19 protein-coding genes and 3 pseudogenes are annotated in these 25,884 nt (G+C 37.4%); 12 read left to right on the top strand and 10 right to left on the bottom strand.

Annotated elements, in window-relative coordinates; translation table 11 throughout:
• Positions 1 to 76: 76 nt before the first annotated feature.
• The gene (locus LDL57_RS07210) at positions 77 to 268 is read left to right on the top strand and encodes a YpfN family protein (RefSeq protein WP_180560011.1); all 192 of its coding nucleotides are present in this window, start codon (positions 77 to 79) and stop codon (positions 266 to 268) included.
• Here LDL57_RS07210 and LDL57_RS07205 read toward each other — a convergent pair.
• The 6 genes from LDL57_RS07205 to dapA form a co-directional block, all read right to left on the bottom strand.
• Positions 249 to 2,279, bottom strand: a complete 2,031-nt coding sequence (locus tag LDL57_RS07205; protein WP_225507396.1) for a tRNA(Met) cytidine acetyltransferase TmcA — start codon at positions 2,277 to 2,279, stop codon at positions 249 to 251. The genes LDL57_RS07210 and LDL57_RS07205 overlap by 20 nt on opposite strands.
• Complete coding sequence (locus tag LDL57_RS07200; protein ID WP_180560012.1) at positions 2,279 to 2,731, bottom strand: DUF441 domain-containing protein; 453 nt, start codon at positions 2,729 to 2,731, stop codon at positions 2,279 to 2,281. The genes LDL57_RS07205 and LDL57_RS07200 overlap by 1 nt, the downstream gene beginning before the upstream one ends.
• Before the next feature lie 125 nt (positions 2,732 to 2,856).
• Complete coding sequence (ypfJ, locus tag LDL57_RS07195; protein ID WP_180560013.1) at positions 2,857 to 3,735, bottom strand: KPN_02809 family neutral zinc metallopeptidase; 879 nt, start codon at positions 3,733 to 3,735, stop codon at positions 2,857 to 2,859.
• Positions 3,736 to 4,534: 799 nt separating this feature from the next.
• Complete coding sequence (gene purC, locus LDL57_RS07190; RefSeq protein ID WP_180560014.1) at positions 4,535 to 5,248, bottom strand: phosphoribosylaminoimidazolesuccinocarboxamide synthase; 714 nt, start codon at positions 5,246 to 5,248, stop codon at positions 4,535 to 4,537.
• Between the two features lie 274 nt (positions 5,249 to 5,522).
• The gene (gene bamC, locus LDL57_RS07185) at positions 5,523 to 6,572 is read right to left on the bottom strand and encodes an outer membrane protein assembly factor BamC (protein WP_180560015.1); all 1,050 of its coding nucleotides are present in this window, start codon (positions 6,570 to 6,572) and stop codon (positions 5,523 to 5,525) included.
• Positions 6,573 to 6,581: 9 nt separating this feature from the next.
• Positions 6,582 to 7,499: a 4-hydroxy-tetrahydrodipicolinate synthase gene (dapA, locus tag LDL57_RS07180; RefSeq protein ID WP_180560016.1), complete on the bottom strand. Its 918-nt coding sequence runs from the start codon at positions 7,497 to 7,499 to the stop codon at positions 6,582 to 6,584.
• Positions 7,500 to 8,112: 613 nt separating this feature from the next.
• Between dapA and bcp the strand changes: the two genes are divergently transcribed.
• Positions 8,113 to 8,583 carry a thioredoxin-dependent thiol peroxidase gene (bcp, locus tag LDL57_RS07175; protein ID WP_180560017.1) on the top strand — a complete coding sequence of 157 codons (471 nt, stop codon included), beginning with the start codon at positions 8,113 to 8,115 and terminating at the stop codon, positions 8,581 to 8,583.
• Between the two features lie 56 nt (positions 8,584 to 8,639).
• Here bcp and LDL57_RS07170 read toward each other — a convergent pair.
• Positions 8,640 to 9,703: pseudogene (locus tag LDL57_RS07170) on the bottom strand (AI-2E family transporter).
• A gap of 136 nt (positions 9,704 to 9,839) precedes the next feature.
• Here LDL57_RS07170 and bepA point away from each other — a divergent pair.
• Complete coding sequence (gene bepA, locus LDL57_RS07165; protein WP_180560018.1) at positions 9,840 to 11,306, top strand: beta-barrel assembly-enhancing protease; 1,467 nt, start codon at positions 9,840 to 9,842, stop codon at positions 11,304 to 11,306.
• Positions 11,307 to 11,318: 12 nt separating this feature from the next.
• A complete protein-coding gene (gene arsC / locus LDL57_RS07160; RefSeq protein WP_180560019.1) occupies positions 11,319 to 11,678 on the top strand; it encodes an arsenate reductase (glutaredoxin) in 360 nt (119 codons plus the stop codon).
• Positions 11,679 to 11,718: 40 nt separating this feature from the next.
• Here the strand turns inward: arsC and hda are convergent, their stop codons facing one another.
• Both hda and uraA read right to left on the bottom strand, forming a co-directional pair.
• On the bottom strand, positions 11,719 to 12,441 hold the full coding sequence (gene hda, locus LDL57_RS07155) for a DnaA inactivator Hda (protein ID WP_180560086.1): 723 nt from the start codon (positions 12,439 to 12,441) through the stop codon (positions 11,719 to 11,721).
• A gap of 105 nt (positions 12,442 to 12,546) precedes the next feature.
• On the bottom strand, positions 12,547 to 13,842 hold the full coding sequence (gene uraA, locus LDL57_RS07150) for a uracil permease (protein ID WP_180560020.1): 1,296 nt from the start codon (positions 13,840 to 13,842) through the stop codon (positions 12,547 to 12,549).
• A 587-nt stretch (positions 13,843 to 14,429) separates the two neighbouring features.
• Between uraA and LDL57_RS07145 the strand changes: the two genes are divergently transcribed.
• The gene (locus LDL57_RS07145; RefSeq protein ID WP_225507394.1) at positions 14,430 to 15,167 is read left to right on the top strand and encodes a hypothetical protein; all 738 of its coding nucleotides are present in this window, start codon (positions 14,430 to 14,432) and stop codon (positions 15,165 to 15,167) included.
• A gap of 110 nt (positions 15,168 to 15,277) precedes the next feature.
• On the opposite strand, the gene upp is transcribed toward LDL57_RS07145, so the two are convergent.
• A complete protein-coding gene (gene upp / locus LDL57_RS07140) occupies positions 15,278 to 15,904 on the bottom strand; it encodes a uracil phosphoribosyltransferase (RefSeq protein WP_225507392.1) in 627 nt (208 codons plus the stop codon).
• Positions 15,905 to 16,136: 232 nt separating this feature from the next.
• On the opposite strand from upp, the gene purM reads away from it, so the two are divergent.
• The 7 genes and pseudogenes from purM (at position 16,137) to LDL57_RS07105 (ending at position 25,851) form a co-directional block, all read left to right on the top strand.
• Entirely contained in the window at positions 16,137 to 17,180 is a 1,044-nt protein-coding gene (purM, locus tag LDL57_RS07135) for a phosphoribosylformylglycinamidine cyclo-ligase (protein WP_225507390.1), read from the top strand.
• Positions 17,177 to 17,821, top strand: coding sequence for a phosphoribosylglycinamide formyltransferase (gene purN / locus LDL57_RS07130; RefSeq protein ID WP_180560024.1), 645 nt, complete (start codon positions 17,177 to 17,179; stop codon positions 17,819 to 17,821). Before purM ends, purN begins: the two co-directional genes overlap by 4 nt.
• Before the next feature lie 278 nt (positions 17,822 to 18,099).
• Positions 18,100 to 18,685: pseudogene (gene speG, locus LDL57_RS07125) on the top strand (spermidine N1-acetyltransferase).
• A 57-nt stretch (positions 18,686 to 18,742) separates the two neighbouring features.
• Entirely contained in the window at positions 18,743 to 20,812 is a 2,070-nt protein-coding gene (ppk1, locus tag LDL57_RS07120; protein WP_225507388.1) for a polyphosphate kinase 1, read from the top strand.
• A 4-nt stretch (positions 20,813 to 20,816) separates the two neighbouring features.
• Entirely contained in the window at positions 20,817 to 22,346 is a 1,530-nt protein-coding gene (gene ppx, locus LDL57_RS07115; protein ID WP_180560026.1) for an exopolyphosphatase, read from the top strand.
• 376 nt (positions 22,347 to 22,722) lie between these two features.
• Positions 22,723 to 23,997, top strand: a pseudogene (gene mgtE / locus LDL57_RS07110) (magnesium transporter); the annotation flags it as partial.
• A gap of 504 nt (positions 23,998 to 24,501) precedes the next feature.
• Positions 24,502 to 25,851 (top strand): MFS transporter, encoded by a 1,350-nt coding sequence (locus LDL57_RS07105; protein WP_225507386.1) that lies wholly within the window; start codon positions 24,502 to 24,504, stop codon positions 25,849 to 25,851.
• Positions 25,852 to 25,884 lie beyond the last annotated feature (33 nt).

Here is a 25,884-nt window from a genome sequence, read left to right as displayed (position 1 = left end):
GAAATCAATAATAGTTATACGATGATGGAAAACAGAGTATACTTTTATTTACTACATTGCTAATAGGAAAACGTCCATGCATTGGTTAGCTGATTACTGGTGGATTATCATTCTGCTTCTGATTGGCATTATCTGGAGTGCTGTCAAACAGATGCAAAAAATTGATCCTAAACGTTTTTTAGATAATAAACCCAAACTTCCTCCTCATCGTGATTTTAATGACAAATGGGATGATGAAGATGACTGGCCTAATCAAAAAAAACATTAACCCATAATTTAAGTTTTTCTGCTCGCTGCCAGTCTAATTCTGATAATGCATCAGCAATATCGTTGCGTACCTGTTTTAACCACATTTTTTGTCCAGTTAATTTTAACTGCTGACAGCATACCTCAATAGGTAGATTATGTTCACAATGAATTCTCGTTGCTGTTAAAGCCAGTCTTGATTGCATTAATAACCGTCGAATTGAGGGATAGCTAACTGAAAAACTTCTATTACCATGAGCAAAGCCAGCCAAAACCTGCCAATCTTCATCATTTAATTGATCATCCTTAATAGCTGTTAGAGTTAAACCAGTTAACTGGTTGATATAAAAGGCGTCGCGTTTTAACAAATAGTGTGCTCGTGACACCCATAGTTTAGCCTTGGGTGATAAGGGCAATATCGCCATAGCGGTATAAAATCCACTTGTTGCTTCCTTACGGCTACCGATCCTGACCAAATGAAAACCATTTTGCTGCCATAATCCCTGCAACTGTTCACAATAGCCAAAGCTAACAGAAAGAAAATCCTTTCCTTCTTTAATTGCCTGCTGTTGACAAAAAGTAAGTAATTTTGTTGCTACACCCTGGCGACGGAAAGCTGCAGTAACGGCTATACGGCTTATTCGCTGAGAATTCATTTGTGCCGCTTGCGGAAAATAACTGTGTGCTGCTAAAGATTGAGCAACTAAATTACCTCTAGGTCGACGTCGTCCAGCCCATACTTCATGAGCAAGCGATGCAGATAATCCCCCTTCATTTACTAACCATAATACAGCTAGCAGATGTTTTTTTTGTTGCGCAACCAATAAAGTCATTCCTTGCGCATCCAATAATCGTCTTAAATCAAGGGGGGAGGTACGATAATGCGCGTTAGTCAGCAAACCATATATGGCTGATAATAATTGTGGCTTTTCAATCAATAAAGATTGCGATATGGGTAACAACGCAATGTGATGGTTATTTAATTTAGTTATCGTTGCTGGTTTGGGTAAATATTCTTTTAGTAATAAGCTGTTATTTAACCAATTTTCCAAAGGATCATTTGATGCCCATCGGATCGGAGTCGTTAGCGTGATAATGTGACATTGCGTAAATTGAGTACAAAGTTTTAGCAAAAATCCTCGCCCTGTACCTTCATAGCCATTAACCGTCGTCGTAAAGAGTAAGCGTGGAAAATAGTGTGTTAATTGATTTAGTTGGGCAATCGGGATCATCGCCGCTTCGTCAATAATTAACCAATCAATTTCAAGTGGTTTTTGTAATTGACAAGTAGCCAATAAATTGTCAACCGACCAATAGCGAATTTTTTTGTTGCTATAGTGAGTTAATACCGTTGACGCTGTTTTTGCCGGTACACAAACCCAGCACTCCCCCTGCCACCTTTCAATCAACATACCAGCCAAGGCAGATTTTCCTCTACCACGTGGTGCAACTAATGCCCAAATTCCGTCCTCACCGGTCAGTAGATGCTGCAAAATTTTTTCTTGTTCAATCGTTGGTTGCCCATTGGGCTGATGCCAAGCGGATATTTGGGGTAGCGCAAGAGCGGTAAAAGGTTTCCCTTCACACCATAGCAAAACGTTAGCATCATGTTGTAGATGATACTTTAACCAGGAAACAAAATTTGGCACCGCTATTATCGAGGCGACTTCATTCCAGCGTTGACTATCTTGATCCAGCTGCTGAGACCAGGTTGTCCATTCAGGTAGGCAAATGATAAGATAGCTACCCGCTTTTAGCGTCCCGGCCAACATCAGCAATGCTTCAGTATGAAATCCCTTTGTTGCATCAAAAACCCCATGTAAGAACTCTTGTCCTAACAGTGACGCCGCTTTTTGTGGTGCTATAGCGTCAGGCCAATGCGATGAAATGGTTTGCCAATCACCAACCATCCCTTGCTTAAGCGCAACTAGCTGTGTAAGGATCCAGTTGCTCTGACCACTTAGCACTAGTAAGCGCCGTTGGCCCTGAATGCACAACTGAAGTTGTAAATTAATCAGGCTAGCAATAGTCACTAAAACTTGCCAATCAATAAAGAGAGAAGACCGGCTGCGATTAATGGACCAACTGGAACACCACGGAAAACAGCAACACCTATCACCGTGCCAACTAATAATCCGGCAACAGTTGACGGTTGATTAGTCATCAAAGAGACGCCTCTACTGCCCAACCATGAGACTAAAATGCCAATCACAATTGCCAACAACGATTTCCAGTTAAAAAAAGAGTTAACAACATCATGTGGTGAGATTTTGCCACTCGCAATAGGAGCCATTACACCAATAGTTAAAATCAAAATACCTATGGTTAAGCCATATTTTTCAACCCAAGGGAAAAAATTATTAAGCGGCGTAATTCGAACAACCAGCAAAAATAACATCGCCAAGGTAACCGTCATGTTATGACTAATTATTCCCAAACCAGCCAATACTAATAAAATAAGTAATGTTGGATCAAAATTACCCATAAAATTATTTACCAATAAAAATATATAATTAACTTATCCTATCAATAAATCATGACCGAGCAAAATAAATAATAAAACCCTACTCGTGGCTAAAATTATGCTAAAATATAACGACTTTTATCGCATTAAAGCGCGCCAAAAGTATTACAACTTTTAAAATCGCCGGTATCATAGCCTTTTTTAAACCAAGTATAACGCTGCTCTGAGGTACCATGAGTAAAACTATCTGGCACGATGCGTCCCTGGCTTTGTTGCTGTAAGCGATCATCACCGATTGCCTGAGCGGCAGCTAAAGCTTGTTGTAAATCCCCTTCTTCAAGGAGACCTTGCTCATCCATTTTATTACCCCAAACACCGGCAAAACAATCAGCCTGAAGTTCAAGCTTAACCGAAAGCTTATTCGCTTCGCTACGACTCATACTCTGTTGCGCTTCTCTAACTTTCTGATCAATACCTAATAAATGTTGCACATGATGACCCACTTCATGGGCCACAACATAGCCTTGCGCAAAATCACCTACTGCCCCGAGCTTATTTTTCATCTCTTCATAAAATGACAGGTCAATGTAAACTTTCTGATCAGCAGGACAATAGAATGGTCCCATAATTGCCTGACCAGTGCCACAGGCAGTGGTTGTATAACCTCGATAAAGTACTAATTTAGGCTCAGTATAACTACGCCCCAACCGACTAAACTCTTTTTGCCAGACATCTTCCGTTGAAGCCAATATCACTGAGGTAAAATCAGCTAATTGCTGATCTTTAGCACTGATTGGTTGGTAATTGGCTTGTTGAGAGGAATTAATGTTGGATCCGCCAGTGATAAAACTGGTTAGATCGATACCATAATAGCCGGCAACGAGAACAACTACCAAAATGAATAAACCACTTTTTCCACGTAATGGCAACCGCATACCGCCGCCACCAAAAGGTGATCCCATTCTACCAGATTGATTTCGTCGGTCTTCAATATTATCGCTTCTACGATGATCCCGCCAGCGCATATCATCTCCCACTATGACATCAATAATTAGCCCTTAATGGGATTATAGCGAATCATCTTCATTATTGTGTAATTATTAACGCACAATGGAGGATATAATTCAATAAATTCATCCCCATGCTACGAATTAAATAGAAAATGACTATATAATAAAAAATTAAGCAAAAAAATAATGCCAGCTCAGTGCAAAGCGGTAAAATATCGATGCACAACTGGATTGAGGATTTGCATAATCAACCTTGTAGCCGCCATCATATTGTGACTAATTGCTATCATAAGCAAATATGCTGAATTGTTTTTTCTCATAAGGATTGTATTCATTATTAACTATACCTTTATCTAAGTGTGATAATTTTAGTTAAAAAATTAATATTGAAATTTATCCATATCATTGGTAAATAACTATATACCCAACTTTGTCCAATTTAAGCTATTCATATAATTTAATTTTTTTTATTTTTAATCGTTTTATTTAGTTATATTTAACTATTTTGTTTATTAAATAATAAAAATATGAATTTAACATGATAAAAGACCAGTAAAAACAATCACCAATTCGATTAAAACGCAGCCACAAAAAAACAATAAATTACCTATTTATAAAATAAGATTAAAATTTTACGATAGCAATTTACCTCATAGTCTATCCATCTCGTTTATTTTATAGAACACTGCGAGCAGCCAATAAATACTTAAGCTGTTCTAATCAATTATTAGAAGTAGTAGCTAATATGAACAATCAATGAATAATGCTGGTTATTAAACAATCTTTATTTGAGACTTTTTTGTAAATAACTTCTTCAATCTAAGCAAACACCTATGCGCTTAGCAACCTCTTCATAAGCTTCAATTAATCCACCTAGACTCTGACGAAAACGATCTTTATCTAATTTATTCTTAGTTTTTTTATCCCATAAACGACTACCATCTGGTGAAAATTCATCACCTAAAACAACTTGACCATTAAACAGACCAAATTCAAGTTTAAAATCAACGAGGATCAAGTCTGCTTTATCAAAAAGTGCATTTAATACTTCATTCGCTTTATAACTTAGTCGTTTCATCTCGCCAAGATGTGTCCCGCTAACCCAACCGAAAGTTTCACAATAAGACTCATTAATCATTGGGTCATGCTGAGCATCATTTTTCAAAAAAAGATCAAAAATAGGTGGTTCAAGCAATTTACCCTCTTCGATACCTAGCCGTTTAACGAGAGAACCGGCTGCTCGATTACGAATAACGCACTCAACTGGGATCATAGTCAATTTTTTTACTAATGATTCAGTATCTGACAGTATGCGTTCCATTTGAGTTGGAATGCCGGCTTGCGCCAGTTTTTGCATAATGAAATAATTAAATCTATTATTTATCATTCCCTTACGTTCAAACTGCTCTATACGCTCACCATCTAGTGCCGATGTATCATTGCGAAATTCTAATACTAATAAATTAGGATCATCCGTAAGATATACGGTTTTCGCTTTTCCGCGATACAACTCAGCTTTTTTCTGCATTTTATTGACTCCGAAATTTGATCATTTTAATAAAAAAACACTTAAATAGGACATTAAAGCAAGACGCAAACGTTTACTTTGTTTGATAGATGAGAATAACATATTAGCAGTTATTTATGTTAATTAAATAACTTTAAAGGAAACATTTGTTAGCCCATAAACTCAGCGAGTAAAATAAAAAAAACAGATGATCTATAGTAAATAAATCACTATAAATCATCCATCATTTATTTAGGCAATGTTTTAGGTCAGGAAATTAACTCCGTTTTATTAACTAATTGCTGCTCACTTTACTAAACGCCGTTTTTAATGCAGAGACCATTTCATCATTTTGTTTTTGTGTTAAGGTTGTCCCTTTTACCGCCATAAATTGCAAACTACTACGATTATTCATATCGCCAACTTGCAATTTATAATCACCTTTTGCCATGGTTGGATTATCGACGCCAATCGCTTGCCAATCACTATCACTCATACCATTATAAGTGAGGTTAATTGCTCCCGTCGAACGACTACGATCACCAACTTGCATGCCAATGCTTTCAAGCACCGAGGGTAATCTATCCCAAACAACATCATACGGCGCACGCACAATGATTTGCGGCAACCCACTGCTATCACTACCCGTTTGCACATCAATAATGGCATAACGCCCCTGGATATCAGAACTGGTTGCGGTATTACGCAATTTATTTATTGAATCAATCAGCTCATTTAACATTAAAATATTATAGCGTTGTATTTCTGCCGCATCGGTTATCAGCTCTTCACCCTGCTTTATACCTTCATTAGTCACAGTAACAACTATTTGAGTATTTTGTGCATCCAATTGAATTTTCTGCCGAGTTTGTAAAGGAATATCTTCATCTCCTCGCGGCCAAGTAATCCAATCGGTAATCAAGAAATGGTCAGAATCGTTTTTTTGCCTAATTTTGATCGTTTTTTGTTGCAAAATAGCGTTAATTTGCGACCAAAGAGCGCTGTTTTCAACTGTATTACTTAAAAATAAGCGACTCGCAGTTAAACTATTTTCGGTATGAGTGTCGCTAAGTAGCGAAAGGGTTTGAATGGGAGGGCGTATATCTAATGCTTTACCTACAGCACCATTTTGATTAGCTGGCGGAATATCATATTCACCGTTTTGTAATGGTAACGACATACCTTGCGGAATAGTCAAATTTTTTAAGGCTGGTGTATTTAAATATGACTCGTCACCACTAACTTGACGCTTATAACGTTGATTAGTCGTGCAAGCGACCAAAAATACCGCAAGTGACAGTGCTACAAGCTTAACAACCTTTGATTCATGTAATAATGTTGCCATTAAATTTCCCTAAATTTTTTGTAAATCAGAAATCTTTAGCGCCTTTTGTACCGCTATCTGACCGGTCAGTGTTAATGGTGTCATCGGTAAGCGCATTGTATCAGAATTAATAAGTCCTAACTGATAACAAGCCCATTTAATGGGAATGGGATTAGGCTCGATAAATAATTGATGATGCAAGTCACTTAGTCGATAATTTAACTTATGCGCTTCGGCATACTTTCCTGCTAATGCAAGCTTGCATATTTCAGCCATTAATTTGGCAGCAATATTAGCTGTTACAGAAATTACCCCTTGCCCACCTAATTGTATAAAGTCTAACGCAGTTGCATCATCACCACTAAGCAAAATAAAATTATCATCATTGGTTAATCTGCGAATGCGATTTACCCGACTTAAATCACCACTGGCTTCTTTAACAGCAACAATATTACCTAACTTTGCTAATCTAGCAACTGTCTCAGGCAATAAATCACATCCGGTACGCGCAGGAACATTGTATAAGATTTGCGGCAAATCTGTCTGTTCGGCTATGGTTTTAAAATGCTGATAAAGTCCTTCTTGTGAAGGTTTATTATAGTAAGGAGTTACCGCCAAACAAGCAACTACACCGGTTTTTTCCAAAGATTTAGTTACTGCAATTGCTTGTTTGGTGGCATTTGCGCCACTGCCGGCAATAATTGGAATTCTGCCATCAGAATACTCTAATGTGGTCAATACCACATCCAAGTGCTCGCTATGCTCAAGGGTTGCTGATTCTCCTGTTGTACCAACAGATACAATCGCGCTTGTGCCATTATTCACATGATAATCAACCAGTTTTTTCAGACTAGGCTTATCTATTCGTCCTTTTATATCCATTGGGGTAACAATAGCAGCTAGACTTCCACGCAAAAAATTCCGATATTCAATAGAATTATTAACCATAACCTTTTTCCTAAATGTGACATTAAAATTATGGTACTTTTTCAGTCTAAAGAAAAAAACCTTCTCATACACAAAATTTAATGAAATTTATTAATAACCACGCTGTATTAAGAAAAATAAATAATGATTATCAGCCTACTTTCCTGTTTATTTTTCTTGCCTAATTTATTATTTTATCAGCAAATGAATCTTTTAAAATTAAAAAACTAGCTAAAAAGACACTATTTCACTCCATTAAATATCATTTAATTACTCATTACTCTGTCAGCGTATTATATTGATATATTTGTTTTTTATCTTGGCAGGAGCTTTTTTTTATGGTTACCATACGATATTCAAGGTTATTGTTTATATTGTTCCCGAGATAGTTAAACAATTTACTTGCTTATTTATCACACAGAGCTTCGAGCTAGCCCAATTAGGATTAAATAAGATCAAGCCACAAACAAATAGGATGAATAACTTGAAATTGATATAAATGCCCCTTATTGATGATAATGAATGAATTAGCAAAAATAGATTTAAACAATTGTGCACAAAATTAAATACCCAAGGTACAATTAGCATTATCAGTAAATCGCAATAACACATAGAATTAAATGGAGAGAATCTAATGAGCCCATTGAAAGCCGGTGATAAGGCCCCTCAATTTAGCCTTCCTGACCAAGATGGCGAAATAATCAATTTATCTGATTATCTTGGTCAACGAGTTTTGATTTATTTCTATCCCAAAGCAATGACTCCCGGTTGTACAATACAAGCTTGTGGATTACGTGACGAATGGGATAAATTTAAACAAATGGGTGTCGCAGTCTTTGGCATCAGCACTGATAAACCAGAAAAGTTATTACGTTTCGCTGAAAAAGAGATGCTAGAATTTACATTACTATCGGATCACAAGCACGAGGTTGCGGAAAAATTCGGAGTATGGGGAGCAAAGCAGTTTATGGGAAAAACGTTTGATGGTATTCATCGTGTTAGTTTTTTGATTAATAGCAAAGGTGAGATTGAGCATGTGTTTGACAAATTCAAAACCGCGGATCACCATCAAATTGTACTGGACTATCTTAATACTCATCCGTGATTAAAATCGATTGTTAATTGCCCTTGCATGTTTTGCTGGCAATTAACAATTAAACACTATTTTTCAGTTACTAGATTATCTTCCGGCCAAACATGCATTACGGCTTTAATTAACGTTGCCAGTGGAATGGCAAAAAATACGCCCCAAAAGCCCCAAAGCCCACCAAAGACCACGACAGATAAAATAATAACGAGTGGATGTAAATTAACCGCTTCAGAAAATAGAATCGGCACCAGTAAGTTGCCATCGAGCCCTTGAACAATCAAATACGCGATAAGTAAAGTCCAAAAATCGGGTCCAATACCCCATTGAAAAAGCGCAACCAATACGACAGGAATAGTAACCACCACCGCACCAATGTAAGGTATCAAGACAGAAATACCAACAAGTACTGACAGAAATAGCGAGTAGCGCAAACCCAAAAAAGCAAAGGCGATATAAGTACAGATACCGACAATAACCATTTCAATAACTTTACCACGGATATAGTTAGTGATCTGTTGGTTCATTTCCTGCCAAACTTGTCCGACTAATAACCGATCACGAGGTAAAATACGTTGTAATCCACGTATCATTCTAGTCTTGTCTTTTAGCAGAAAAAATACCATTAACGGCACTAAAACCAGATATATTGCGATGGTAATAATGCCAATAAGTGAGGCAACAGAGTACTTAACGACAGATTCACCTAAAGCCGATAAACGACCGCGTAAATTATCCGCAATCATATCAATAATACCCGCATCGACCAAAGCGGGATAACGTTCAGGTAATGCTTTAGCATATTCATTAAAGCTATTAACCATTGAAGGTAAATCAAATAATAAATTCATTCCTTGCTGCCAGACAATGGGGACAATAATTAAAAAAACCATGGCACTAATACCCATAAATATTGTCAGCACAATGGACGCCGCCGCCAGCCTTGATAAGCCTAACCTACCTAGTTTTGCGTTGGCCATTCAAGTAAATAAGCCAACACAATAGCAACTAATAAAGGAGCTAAAATATCATGAAAAAAGAATATGATACAAAAACCGATAATCAAGCTGATAAACAATGCAACGACCTGAGGATCAGAAAATCTTCGACGATACCATTGCAAAAACATCTCCAGCATATATTCACTCCTGAATGTGGTAAATTAGCCTTTTAATCCACGAAATTATACCAATTGACAGATTATCCAGTAAGGTTTGCTATCATAAAAAATATCATTTAATAACATAATCAATCGTAAGGGATACTTCCGGTTTATGAATACAAAATTTACTAAACCACTCATTACTCTTGTAATAACAATAATGTTAGCAGTTCCAATGCAACCTGTTTATACCGCTGTTGACGATAATCTGCCTGATATTGGTACCACAGCAGGCGGTACATTAACTATTGATCAAGAGATCATTATTGGTGACGCACTAACACGCCAATTAAGTGCTAGCTCACCACTTATTTACGATCCCTTATTGAATCAATATATCAATCACCTCGGCATGCGTTTAGTAAAAAATGCCCACTCAGTAAAACCACCGTTCCATTTTTATCTGATAAATAACCCTAATATTAATGCCTATGCTTATTTTGGTGGCAATGTCGTCCTCCATTCGGCCCTTTTTCGCTATAGCCAAAATGAAAGTCAACTGGCCTCAGTGATCGCCCACGAAATTTCTCATGTAACACAAAGACACCTTGCTCGTATGCTAGAAGATCGTGAACGAAATGCACCATTAGCCTGGATAGGCGCGATTGGTTCAGCACTGCTAGTGATGGCTAATCCACAAGCAGGTATTGCGGCTTTGACGGGAACCTTAGCAGGAGTGCAACAAGGTATAATAAGCTTTACGCAATCTAACGAGCAAGAAGCCGATCGAATTGGTATACAAACTTTACGTCGTGCCGGCTTCGATCCACGCGCTATGTCTGACTTTATGCGAATTTTAGCCGATCAGAGCCGTTATATGTCAAAACCACCTGAGATGCTATTAACCCATCCATTACCAGATAGTCGTTTAGCTGATGCATTAAATCGTTCAAATCAATACCCGAAAGTTAATCTCCCTCCGTCACTGGATTTTATGCTGGCTCGAGTGCGCATTCTTGCCATGTATACTGATGGGCAACAACCTATCCTTGAACAAATTTTATCACAATATAGCCAGGGTGGTACTAAAGAAAGAATGGCAGCTGATTATGGTTATGCACTAAGACTTAATGAAGATAAAAAATATCAGGCCGCCGGTAATATTGTGAACTTACTTTTAGCTAAACAACCCGCTAATCCCTGGTTTATTGATCTAATGACTGATATTGATATAGGGTTAAATCAACCACTAAAGGCGATTTCTCGTTTACAAAGTGCACTAACCAAAACCCCAAATGACCCAGTGTTACAAATAAATCTAGCTAATGCCTATATTGCCAATAAACAGTATGAACAAGGCAGTCAATTGTTGCGTAAATATACCTTCGATAACCCGAATGACTTAAATGGTTGGACTTTACTGGCAGGAGTTTCAGCTAAACAAGCTAAGCGAAGTGAAGAGTTAGCCGCTTATGCTGAAGGAATGGCTTTGCAAGGTAATTATAATACCGCCATTCAATATCTTACAGATGCCAGCCGACTAACAAAAACCGGTAGTTATGATCAAGCCAGATATGATGCACGCATTGATGCACTTCGCCAGTTACAAATCCGTGATAAACAATTACAAAAACGCTAAGGAACTGATCCTATGTCTCAACAAGTGACAATTTACCATAATCCTCGTTGCTCAAAAAGCCGGCAAACTCTACAACTATTAGAAGATATGGGGATTAAACCACGCATCATTGAATATCTTAAAACACCACCAACTATAGATAGCTTAAAAACCTTACTTTCACAATTAGGTTTCACTGATCCGCGTCAATTGATGAGGAGCAATGAAACAGTATATCAAACGCTTAATTTATCTGACCGCGCGTTATCAGACGAGATGTTACTCCAAGCAATGCATGCTAATCCGATATTGATAGAGAGACCGATCGTTGTTGTCAATGGGCATGCTCAACTAGGTCGACCACCAGAATTAGTAAAAAAACTATTTAAATAGCCTGCTATCTTGAAGAGGTAAAACAAGTTTACCTCTTAAATTAGAGCTTAAGAATATCCTTAACAAAGGGAATGGTCAGTTTGCGCTGCGCAACAATCGAAGCATGATCTAACTCATTTAACATAGTAAATAATGTGCGGGTTTTTCTATCTAAACGCTTTAATACAAAACGACTAACCTCTTCAGATAAGTCAAAACCACGTAATTTAGCGCGTAATTGGAGTGCCTGGATCTTATCTTCATCACTAAGTGGATGAAGTTTATAGATCTGCCCCCAATCAAGTCTGGAGGCTAAATCAGGTAAAGTTAAATCAATCAATCTTGGCGGCCTATCGCCGGTGATCAATAAACAGCTTTTACCATTTTCCAAGATACGATTATATAAATTAAAAAGTGCTATTTCCCACTCTTCATCATCGGCAATACAATGAACATTATCAATGCAAACCAGCGCTAAATGCTCCATACCATCTAAAACATCAGGAACAAAATAGCTACGTTTATCCAGTGGAACATAGCCAACTGCCTCACCCTTTTGTGACAATTCAGTACATGCAGCATGTAATAAATGGCTTTTGCCACTACCTTCTTGCTGAGACCAAAAATAAATATAGCTACTATGGAATTGATTAATAGCAGATTTAATGGCCGCTAATAAAATACTATTTTCGCCAGTAATAAAACTGGCAAAGGTTTCATCATCAGGCGTAGATAAAGGTAATGAAAGCTGCGACGGCGTATTCAGAAGCACCTCTTTCTGTATAGATAAGAAAACACATACAGCTTAACACAAAAGTTGTAATTAGATGAACTTAAACAATATCATCCAATGAAACTAGCAATCTAGCTATTATTGCAATAAAAATAGCTATTTTTTAATCGGATCAACCGACTCAAGCTTAGTGGTTATATAAGTTTTTTCTGGCCGAATAATATTAATCAGGCGAAAAACTAACGACATAATAATACCGATAATGGTAGCAAGCGCCATCCCCTTCAACTCAGCGGCACCAATATGGATTGTGGCACCACTTACCCCAATAATAAGAATAACTGAAGTCAATATTAAGTTTTGTGGCTTATTATAGTCTACTCGAGAATCAATTAATACTCGGATACCTGATGCCGCGATAACACCATAAAGTAATAAGGAAACGCCCCCCATCACTGGAACTGGGATAAGCTGAATTGTAGCGGCTAATTTACCTACACAGGAAAGCATAATAGCTAAGATTGCCGCGCCACCAATTACCCAGGTGCTATATACTTTAGTGATCGCCATCACCCCAATATTTTCACCATAGGTGGTATTCGGTGTTGAACCAAAAAATCCTGAAATGGTGGTTGATAAACCATTGGCAAACATTGAACGGTGTAAACCGGGATCTTTTAATAAATCTCGCCCAACAATATTCGCGGTTACCACCAAATGACCCACATGTTCCGCAATAACAACTAGCGCAGCAGGCAAAATAGTCAAAATAGCAAACCACTCAAATCGTGGAGAATAAAATGTGGGTAATGCAAACCATGGCGCGCTAATAACCGGAGTTAAATCAACTTTTCCCATTAAAAATGCGAGTAGATAACCGGCAATCACACCAATTAAAATAGGAATAATCGCTAAGAAGCCGCGAAAAACTACCGAACATAAAATGGTCACGATCAACGTCACCACTGAAATAATCAGATTGCTTGAATCAACCGCTATATCCGCTTTAGGTAAAAGTCCTGCCATGCCAGCCGCCGTTTGCGCTAATTCCAGACCAATAACAGCCACAATCGCGCCCATCGCTGCAGGAGGAAAGATTATATTGATCCAATTTCTACCGGCTATTTTTACAATCAGTGATACCAAGCAAAAAAGTAGTCCACAAACAATAAATCCGCCCAATGCTAACTCATAACCAAGGGGTAATAACAATAAAACTGGCGAAATAAAAGCAAAGCTTGAGCCCAGATAAGCAGGAATACGCCCCCGACAAATAATCAAATAGAGCAATGTACCAATGCCATTAAACAATAAAACGGTTGCAGGGTTGATGTTAAATAAAATGGGAACTAATACTGTCGCACCAAACATAGCAAACAGATGCTGAAAACTTAATGGAATGGTTTCTCTTAGCGGCGGCCTTTCTGCTACGCCAATTACGCGGCGGGTCATTAACAATATCCTCTCAATAACTAATAATTGATATATTATTACTCATCAAAACTGATCAATAAAGCCCACCTTTTAATATTTTAATTTCATAACAGAAAATTGTATCAAATATTAAGTAAGCTCTGGTAAGATAAAAACCATTTCTTAGGACTAATCACCAAGAAAAAACAAAATTTATTGTAATAAAGATAGCAAGATTAACCCTTAATTTTTTGAATTTTAACTTATCATCTGAAGATATAAAAAGTATTATTCAAGTTAAATTTGCTCTACTTTCTGATTGGTTAAAACAAAACAATACTAAAGTAGAAAATAATAACTATTCGCTGTGTTTTAATTAATATACTTTACTACTTTGATTACAAAATCAAAAAATGCCAATGATTTTCTTATATCATAATTAATTATACATAGTATATTAAAATTAAATAATAATATAGGTTATCTAGTTAGTTTCAGGAGAATAACCATTACCGTTTTATTTAATAAAATTATGACAATATATTTTAAATTAGCGGATAAAAAATTTTTAAAAAAATTAGACTCAATAAATTATAAAATGGATTATTTTAATTAAAGGAATCTTTATGATAAATACAAATAAATTTAATAGTATCGATAATTCTATTGATACATCAAAATATAGTGATGAAAATATTAGTCATTTATTAGGTTGTGCTGAAATATTTGGTCAAGGAAAGGAAAAAGCTATCCAAGATGATCATCTATGGAATGAAAATAGTGATAGAGAAACAAATGCCAAAAAACTGGCCGCTTCACCGACAAATTTCGTTACCACAATAATAACCAATATCCGTGACCAAGCAAAATGGGCGCCGACTAATTCATTAGATAATGCATCGCTTTATTTAAGAAACTACTTAGATTATCTCTATCAAATTAGAACCTTTAACTATATTTTAAATTTTAATAGCCGTTCAGGCAGCTTCCAAACGACTAATCCTCACCACTTAGCCGAACATATTATTGCCACGCATAAATTTATTGACAATAATGAACGTGCCAATTTAACCAAAGAGTTAGCAACCAATCTAACCAATTTTGTAAAATTTAATGAAGAGGATCATAATTTTATTCAGTTTATTGAACCAGTAATAAAAGCAGACAATCAAGCTAAACTATTTTATTACAGTCTGTATTCTAATCTCGCTTCCGGCTATAATTTTAATTATGTCGCCCAAGAATTTGTTTTTGATCCCAATAAACTGACGGTAGAAAATGCCAAAATTGAATTAAATAAAAAATATGAAGGACTAAAACGTTGGTTGGATAAAAATAGAGCGAAAAAAACGCCAAAAAATTAACTGATTAAATTTAAAATAATAATCTTGATGCTTAATAAGATTGGTATCGCTAGCCAATCTTATTTTTTTCAATGACTATCATTAATAAAAAATAACTTGAACAATAAAGGTTATTTAGTACCAAATATCTTATCGCCCGCATCACCTAAACCAGGAACAATATAACCATGTTCATCCAAATGGTCATCAATCGCTGCCGTATAAAGTTCAACATCCGGGTGGGCAGCTTCTAGAGCTTTAATACCTTCGGGAGCGGCAACTAATACCAATATTTTGATAACCTGACAGCCTGCTTGTTTAAGTAAATCAATCGTGGCAATCATTGAACCACCGGTGGCCAACATCGGATCAACAACCAATGCCATGCGTTCATTAATATTTGAAGCCAGCTTTTGAAAATATGAAATAGGCTCCAGCGTCTTTTCATCACGATAAACACCTACAACACTTATCCGGGCGCTAGGAATATTTTCCAATACCCCATCCATCATTCCCAATCCAGCACGCAAGATTGGCACAACGGTAATTTTTTTTCCTTTGATTTGCTCGATATTTACCTGACCACACCAACCTTCTATTGCAATTGTCTCGGTTTCTAAGTTAGCTGTTGCTTCATAAGTTAAAAGACTGCCCACTTCTGAGGCCAATTCACGAAAACGTTTAGTACTAATATCTTTATCCCGCAATAAACCCAATTTATGTTTAACTAACGGGTGTTTCACCTCAACGATTTTCACGCTACTCTCCTTCAGTAAAAACTATCTACAAATAAAAAATTAGCAGATTATAGCGCTTTTTCTGCCCTCTTCCACTGCTAGATCATGGTTTTCTATGCCTGAAGTTCTTTTTACACACTTTTGCACTATATAATCAAAACCCATAAAGGGTCTCGCAAACGTTTGCTTAGGCTGGTAGAATTATCGCTGTTTCCATCTATTTTACTAAATGCAATCGCCTTGGGAGCTTGCTGTGACAGATAAAATTTCTCTCAGCTATAAAGATGCTGGTGTCAATATCGATGCAGGTAATACACTGGTCGAACGTATTAAAGGGGCTGTTAAAGAAACCCGCCGCCCGGAAGTAATGGGGGGATTAGGCGGATTTGGCGCACTGTGTGCCTTACCACAAAAGTATCGTGAGCCAATATTAGTTTCAGGTACAGATGGTGTCGGAACCAAACTGCGATTAGCAATGGACTTAAAACGCCATGATACCATTGGCATTGATCTAGTTGCCATGTGCGTTAATGATCTGATTGTTCAAGGTGCGGAACCCCTCTTTTTTCTCGATTATTATGCAACCGGTAAACTAGATGTGGACATAGCTAGCAGTGTGATCAAAAGCATTGCCGCAGGCTGTAAACAATCAGGTTGTGCCTTGGTGGGTGGTGAAACAGCAGAGATGCCGGGTATGTATCATGGTGAAGATTATGACATAGCCGGTTTTTGTGTTGGTGTGGTTGAAAAAACAAAAATTATTGATGGTAGCAAAGTTAAAGCTGGCGATGTCATTATTGCTTTAGGCTCTAGCGGCCCCCATTCCAATGGCTATTCATTAATTAGAAAAATTTTACAACTAAGCCAAATAGATCCAGTCACAATACAATTAGAAAATAAGTCACTGGCGGATCATTTATTAGCCCCAACACGCATTTATGTTAAAAATATTCTAGCATTAATTGAAAAAGTGGATATACATGCCATTGCTCATATAACAGGTGGCGGTTTTTGGGAAAATATTCCACGTGTTTTACCAGCAAATACCCAAGCACAGATTGATGGTGCTAGCTGGCAATGGCCAGCCATATTTAGTTGGTTACAACAAACGGGTAATGTAACTACCCATGAAATGTACCGCACCTTTAATTGTGGTGTTGGCATGTTAATTATAATACCCGCAAAAGAAGTCTCCGACACATTACAACTGCTTAATCAACTAGGTGAAAATGCTTGGCAAATAGGTAAAATTGTCGCGATTAACGCGAATGAACCGCAGGTGACAATTAGCAAATGAAAAATCTCGTGGTATTAATTTCTGGCAATGGCAGTAATTTACAAGCCATTATTGATGCTTGCAAAAAACAAACTATTGCCGCACAAATTAGTGCGGTTTTCAGTGATAATCGAACTGCTTATGGTTTAGAACGGGCTAAGCAAGCCGCGATCCCAACCGTTGTGCTGCCAAAAGCAGATTACGCCGATAACCATACATATAATGTATCACTTATGGCCGAGATAGCACAATATCAGCCAGATCTGATTGTATTGGCTGGTTATATGCGCATTCTCACACCACGCTTTGTCAGCCATTATTTAGGCAAAATAATTAATATTCATCCTTCTCTATTGCCTAAATACCCAGGATTGGATACCCACCGTAAAGCGCTGGCTAATGGTGATAAAGAGCATGGTACTTCAATTCATTTTGTCACCGAGAAATTGGATGCAGGCCCGATTATTTTACAAGCCAAAGTGCCTATTTTTGCTGAAGATCAACCACAAGATATTATTGCGCGTGTTCAAACACAAGAGCATCGTATTTATCCGTTAGTCATTAATTGGTTTGTTAAAGGTCGATTAGCGATGGTTAATAATTCAGCTTTCCTGGATGGTTGTAAACTACCTGAACACGGTTATGCCAATGATGAAGATTAGTATTATTGCTTACTTTGTGATGCCATAGGCATCACAATTCTGTATACTAATATTGCCCCATACTTATACCAATTCTAATTGATTAATTTTATAAGAATAATCAACCAATACTTAACGAATTAGTTATCGAAAACTGAGTTTATTGCTAAAATATAGTTGCTCTTATTTATCACTTAGCTTGATTCTGCTATTTTTGACTGACCAGAGTAACTAAAAATACAGAACATCCATAGTGACTATTTTTATATGCTAAGTTTTACTCGCAATCGAGGTATCCAATGCCTACTGGCAAAAAAAACGAGTCGATTACACTACGACCCTTAGAACGTGAAGATCTCCCATTTGTCCATCAATTAGATAATAACGCCAGTGTCATGCGTTATTGGTTCGAAGAACCTTATGAAGCCTTTGTTGAATTAAGCGACCTGTATGATAAACACATTCATGATCAATTAGAACGTCGGTTCATTATTGAAAATGAAGGTACTAAAATTGGATTAATCGAATTAGTAGAAATAAATTACATTCATCGTCGAGCAGAAATTGGTATTATTATTGATCCGGCCTTTCAAGGTAAAGGATACGCTGCTATAGCCACTAACTTAGCGATGGATTATGCCTTTTCAGTCTTAAACCTCTATAAAGTCTACTTAATTGTGGATAAAGAAAATACCAAAGCGCTGCATATTTATAAAAAATTAGGTTTTCATATTGAAGGCGATCTGGTGGATGAATTTTTTTATTAATGGCAAATATCGCACTGTCATACGGATGAGTATTTTTCAACATCAATACAGTGAAATGAAAAAAAAATCCCTACTAGAGAGCAATAAAATATCTGAAAAATCATTAGTAATCAGATAAGCTGGTAAGTATCAATATCCTATATTACTAAATAACAATATTGGTTATGGAGTAAAGATGTCTCAAGATCGACTCTATATAGAAAAAGAGATCAGTTGGCTATCATTCAATGAGCGAGTTTTGCAAGAAGCAGCAGATAAACGTAATCCGCTGATTGAACGTATGCGATTTTTGGGCATTTATTCCAATAACCTTGAGGAATTTTATAAAATTAGATTTGCCGATGTTAAGCGACGGATATTAATTAATGAAGAACAAGGAAGCGCATCCAGTTCACGCCAGCTACTAAAGAGAATAGAAAGCAAAGTTGCTAAGCTCGATCAAGAATTTGACTCACTGTATAACGAGCTGTTACTGGAAATGGCGCATAACCAAATTTTCCTCATTAACGAGCGGCAAATTTCACCGAACCAACAAATTTGGTTACGTCAATTTTTTCGCCAACAACTTCGTCAACATATTACGCCTATCTTGATCACACCAGAAACAGATTTAGTTGAATTTCTAAAAGATGACTATACCTATTTAGCCGTTGAGATTATCCAAGGGCAAAATATTCAATATGCTTTACTCGAAATTCCGGCGGGCAAACAGCCTCGATTTATTCATTTACCGCCTGAAATGCCAAAACGCAGGAAGTCAATGATCCTGCTAGATAATATTTTGCGTTATTGTCTAGACGAAATATTTAAAGGCTTTTTTGACTATGACCAATTAAACGCCTACGCTATGAAAATGACGCGCGATGCGGAATATGATTTAACTACTGAGATGGAATCCAGCATGCTAGAGTTGATGTCATCCAGTTTAAAACAGCGACTTAATGCCGAACCTGTTCGTTTTGTTTATCAACGCAACATGCCTGATGAAATGGTCGAACTACTGAGAAAAAAACTCGGACTATCTAATGATGATTCGGTTATTGCGGGTGGCCGTTATCATAATTTTAAAGATTTCATTAAATTTCCGAATGAAGGTAATAAAAATTTACTTAATAAGCCACTGCCGCGCTTACGTCATCGTCGTTTTGATAACTTCCGTAATGGATTTGATGCCATCAGAGAAAAGGATGTTCTCCTCTACTATCCTTATTACACTTTTGAACATACGATAGAATTATTACGGCAAGCCTCTTTTGATCCCAACGTGTTGACAATTAAAATCAATATTTATCGTGTAGCCAAGGATTCACGCATCATTGAATCGATGATTAATGCTGCTCACAACGGTAAAAAAGTCACCGTGGTGGTTGAATTACAAGCTAGATTTGATGAAGAGGCCAATATTCATTGGGCCAAGCATCTTACTGAAGCCGGAGTACATGTTATTTTCTCTGCACCTGGCCTGAAAATCCACGCTAAACTTTTTATTATTTCCCGCTTCGAACAAGGTGAAATTATTCGCTATGCCCATATTGGCACCGGCAATTTTAACGAAAAAACCGCTCGCCTTTATACCGATTATTCCTTATTAACGGCAAATCAACAAATTACCAATGAAGTAAGGCGGGTATTTAACTTTATTGAAAATCCTTACCGGCCCGTCAGTTTTGAAAATCTCATGGTTTCACCGCAAAATTCACGCACTCGGCTGACGCAACTGATCGAGCGGGAAATTACCAACGCTCAGGTGGGAAAAGCGGCCGCTATATTTTTAAAAATTAATAATTTAGACGACAAAGAGTTAATTAATCGTCTTTATGATGCCTCCAATGCTGGCGTAAAAATTCGCCTGCTGATCCGCGGCATGTGTTCACTGGTTCCTGGCCAAGCTAATTTTAGTGAAAATATTCAAGTTACTAGCATTGTTGACCGCTTTCTCGAACATGATAGAGTTTATGTATTTAGCAACAATGGTAACGAAGAAGTCTTTATCTCATCGGCTGACTGGATGACGCGCAATATCGATTTTCGTATTGAAGTCGCGGTTAAATTGGTTGATCAACAACTGAAACAGCGCGTGCTCGATATTCTTGAATTACAATTTAACGATACAGTTAAAGCTCGTTATATCGATAAAGAGTTAACTAATCGTTACGTACCACGTGGTAATAAACGCAAAATCCAAGCCCAACTTGCCGTCTACGATTATTTAAAATCACTTGAACATCCCGAGACAAGAGCTTAATACTATGCCATTAACTAAACCTTCAGCATCAAGGCCGATGGAAATTGCTGCCATTGATCTAGGCTCTAATAGCTTTCATATGATTGTGGCACGAATTGTTAATGGTGCTCTACAGATTTTAACCCGTATTAAAAAACGCGTTCATCTGGCTGACGGCTTAGATGAGCATAACAAATTAAGCGAAGAGTCAATTCAGCGTGCCTTAACATGTTTAGCACTTTTTGCTGAACGTTTACAAGGCTTTAGCGCAGATAATGTCTGTATTGTTGGCACCCATGCCTTACGAGAAGCGGTTAACGTCAAAGCGTTTTTGCAACGCGCTAAAGCCATTATCCCCTATCCAATTGAAATTATTTCAGGCCAAGAAGAGGCGCGACTTATTTTTATGGGTGTAGAACATACCCAGCCAGAAAAGGGCCGCAAGTTGGTGATTGATGTTGGTGGTGGATCAACGGAACTCATTATTGGCGAAGATTTTAAGCCTGTATTAATGGAAAGCCGTAAAATGGGATGCATTAGTTATGGCCGTCAATTTTTTGCCAATAATATCATTAATGAAACCAATTTTGTGCGTGCCTATTTTGCTAGCCAGCAAAAACTGGAAAATCTTGCTTGCCAATATAAAATGAAAGGTTGGGACTGTGCCTTTGGCGCTTCAGGAACCATAAAAGCAATCCATGAGGTACTTTGTCAGTTGGGTGACTCAGATGGCATCATTACCCCTGAACGCTTAGCTAAATTAAAGAAATTAGTACTAAAGTATAAAAATTTTAAATCCCTCGATCTACCTGGCTTATCGGCAGAGCGTGCTCATGTTTTTGTTCCGGGATTGGCCATTTTATGTGGTATATTTGATTCTCTACAGATCAAACAATTATCTCTGTCTGACGGCGCTTTGCGTGAAGGAGTTCTATATGAAATGGAAGGGCGTTTTCGTCATCAAGACATTCGCCAGCGTACTGCATTAAGTTTAGCTGAACACTATAATATTGATCATGAACAAACCCAGCGAGTGTCAAAAACCATCGAAATTCTATATCAACAATGGGCCAAACAAAATCCCAAGTTAGCTAACCCACAATTGAAAGTGTTACTTATCTGGGCCGCTATGCTGCATGAGGTAGGATTAAATATAAATCATAATGGCTTACACCGTCATTCTGCCTATATTTTACACAATACCAATCTGCCGGGATTTAACCAAGAGCAACAGTTATTACTGGCAACATTGGTGAGATATCATAAAAAAAGCATTAAATCGGAAGATATTCCTAAGTTAAATCTGTTTAAGAAAAAACAATTTTTACCGATGATCCAACTTTTACGGTTGGCTACTCTTCTTAACAATCAACGTCAATCAACAACAACGCCAAATTCACTGCGTTTAAAAACCGATCAAAGTCATTGGACGCTCTACTTCCCTTCTCACTATTTACAGCAAAATGCGTTAATGCTGCTAGATTTAGAAAAAGAACAAAAATACTGGCAAGAGGTACCTGGTTGGAAATTAAAAATTAAAGAGGAATCTACTTGATATTTTGGTATTATAAAAAATAAAATTTACCAAATATAAATCTAATTTAATTGCTTAATTTCTATCGGATAACTTATCTATCCTAATGCTGATAGTAGTTGTTAAAACAATGTGTGCATTTAATCAAAAGTTTTATAAATGATAATACCTGATAATAGGTTACGACTATTAGTATTTAAGGATAACCATGTCTCAACCAGCCTCTTCATCAAATATTACCTCACTTATTAATCCACATTCCCAAAAGCTGGCTCAAATTAGGCAAGATATTTTAACGCTTTTTATGGAAAATGAAGAGGCGATTAAAATATTAGCCACCCAACATGGCAAACAACAAAGCTCATCAAGCGTAAAACAAGATCAAAAAATCACCCAAATTAAATCACTATTGCATGCCTTACATGCAGCAGATATTGCTGATCTATTAGAGATGTTACCTTATGATGAACGCTCATCGTTATGGTATTTAATCGATAATAATATACGCGGTCAGGTATTAGTTGAGGCGTCAACCTCAGTCTGGGAAAGTTTACTAAAAAACATGTCAGATAGAGAATTGCTACGTGCTGTGGCTAATCTACATGTTGACGAACAAGCCTATATCGCCGAACATTTACCTCGCGATACAATGCGTCGCTTATTGACTTATCTTGATCCCAGTCTACGTAATCAGATCCGTGAAGTCCTGCAATATCCTAAAGATAGCGTGGGCCAAATGATGGATTTTGAATTTATTACCGTTAGACCTAACGTTAGCCTGAAAACCGTTCAACGCTATCTACGGCAACGTGGCAATATTCCTGAAGCAACCGATAAAATTTTTATTGTTGATATACAAAATCGCTTACAGGGGGAATTGCCATTAACGACGATTTTAACCGCACCACCGACAAAAACTGTGGCTGATGTGATGAAAACCGCTACAGTAAGCTTCTTGCCCGAGGAAAAAGCAGAAGACGCCGCAAGTGCTTTTGAACGATACGATTTGATCTCCGCTGCTGTGGTTGATAATAATGGTTTATTAATGGGACGCCTAACAGTTGAAGATATAGTTGATAATCTTAATGAAGAGAGTGATAGCAATATTCGTCGCATGGGAGGATTAAGTCCTGAAGAAGATGTTTTTGCCCCGGTCGGGCAAGCGGTAAAAACTCGCTGGACTTGGCTTGCCGTTAACCTATGTACCGCTTTTATCGCTTCACGGGTGATTGGCGTTTTTGAAAATACCATTTCACAACTTGTCGCGCTGGCAACATTAATGCCTATTGTAGCTGGCATTGGTGGCAATACAGGCAATCAGACTATCACTATGATTGTGCGGGCAATTGCCTTGCATCAGATCCAGACTGGTAATTTCTCATTTCTCTTACTGAGAGAGTTAGGGGTAGCCTTAATTAATGGTATTGTCTGGGGCGGCATTATGGGCATCATCACCTATTTACTTTATGGTAACCTAGAGATGGGCGCGGTGATGACATTAGCCATGATACTGAACTTAATGATGGCCGCGTTAATGGGCGTTATTATCCCATTAATTATGGTCAAACTAGGTCGAGATCCGGCCATTGGCTCAAGTGTAATGATAACCGCAATTACTGATACCGGCGGCTTCTTTATTTTCTTAGGCTTAGCAACCCTTTTTCTCATTTAAATCGCTAGCGCTAATCTATTATTGCAACATTAGAATAGCGCCATAAACCCCAATTTATTAAATAGCTTTTCCATCTCAATCTATTTAAATTAATAAGCAAATTTTTCTCTATATATGAGTGCTAATATCACAATTTAATCTATTTATATTGCTAAAAAAATATAGATAACTAGTTAAATCCCATTCTTGGTTTTGCGAGTTATCGATTTAATTAAAAGCTAATAACCCAATATTTATCCTATTTAAAGCTCATTCAAAGTGAGATATTATAATATCTGCTATTAATGTTTATTTAGAAAATGATGATAAAAATAGAAGATATTTGTTATAACTTCTAGATCATGAATAGATAATGATTTCTGCTTAATAAAATACCATTATTGCATTAATCTTTGCTGATTTAAAAAATAAAACCAATCACCAAATTTTACCTATTGTTAGAATAATTTATCCAGCATTCGAATACACTATTTTGCCTGTAAATAAAATAAAAAGGATAAAAACATGCCATCGCTAACCAACACGCAAAGTCAGCCCGTTGCCAGGCCACTAAATCGGCAAGATTATAAAACACTAGCATTATCGTCGTTAGGTGGCACACTTGAATTTTATGATTTTGTTATTTTTGTCTTTTACGCCAAAATCATCTCGCAACTTTTTTTCCCAAGTGGCAATCAATTTCTCGCGCTGATGGCAACGCTTGGCTTATTTGCTGCCGGTTATTTGGCTCGTCCATTAGGTGGCATTATTATGGCGCATTATGGCGATAAAATCGGCCGTAAACGCATGTTCAGTCTAAGTATATTTATGATGGCTCTGCCTACTTTAGTCATAGGATCACTGCCCACTTATGCAACGATTGGTATCGTAGCTCCACTGTTATTACTATTGATGCGTATTCTGCAGGGAGCAGCAATTGGCGGAGAAATGCCCGGCGCCTGGGTATTTATCGCTGAACATACGCCAAGACAGCGTTATGGTTTAGGAATTGGTACACTGACTTCGGGCATTACCGGTGGTATTTTACTCGGCTCTTTAGTTGCCATTAGCATTGAATATCATTTTAGCGAACAACAAATTGTTGATTTTGCCTGGCGCATCTTATTTATTATCGGTGGTATATTTGGCTTTATTTCTGTCTATCTGCGACGCTTTTTACAGGAAACTCCAATATTTAAAGAATTAGCGGCGCAAAAAGCGCTTTGTAATGAGTTACCGATCAAGACGGTGTTAACATCCCATAAACAGGCTTGTTTGATCACCGCTGCGTTAACCTGGTCCTTATCTACCGCTATTATCGTGATCATTTTAATGACGCCTGACGTTATTTTACGCGGGATCTACCATATTGATCGCAATAGCGCCTTGCAAGCCAATTGCGTTGCCGTGCTGATGTTGACAATTGGTTGTATTTTTTGGGGTTACTTAAGTGATAAAATTGGCTCTCGTATCACCATGCTAATTGCCTATAGTGGACTTATTATTTCAACTAGCTATTTTTATTATATATTATCACCCTCTCTCTCCTTTTTAGCGTTAAGTAGCTATTATGGCATTATGGGACTATTCGTTGGCGCGGTTGTTTTAACACCGATTATCGCTACCCGTGCGTTCCCTCCGGTTATCCGCTATTCCGGCCTGTCCTTTGCCTACAATATCGCTTATGCGATCTTCGGTGGCCTAACGCCAATTATCACTGGCTTCTGGTTACAACAGTCTCAGTTGGCGCCAATTTACTATGTCAGTATCGTGGCAGTATTAGCTATTTTGGTTGGTTTTTTACCCCTAGCTTATCAAGGATGGCAAAATCCTCAACCAGATAAATCCAATCCTAATAAAGAGTATCAGTCATAAGACTGATACCTGAGCGGAAAAATCGGGGCTAAC

This window comes from Arsenophonus apicola, assembly GCF_020268605.1.
Classification (GTDB): domain Bacteria; phylum Pseudomonadota; class Gammaproteobacteria; order Enterobacterales; family Enterobacteriaceae; genus Arsenophonus; species Arsenophonus apicola.
Note: the sequence above shows the minus strand (reverse complement) of the source record. Positions and strands in the feature narration are given on the sequence as shown.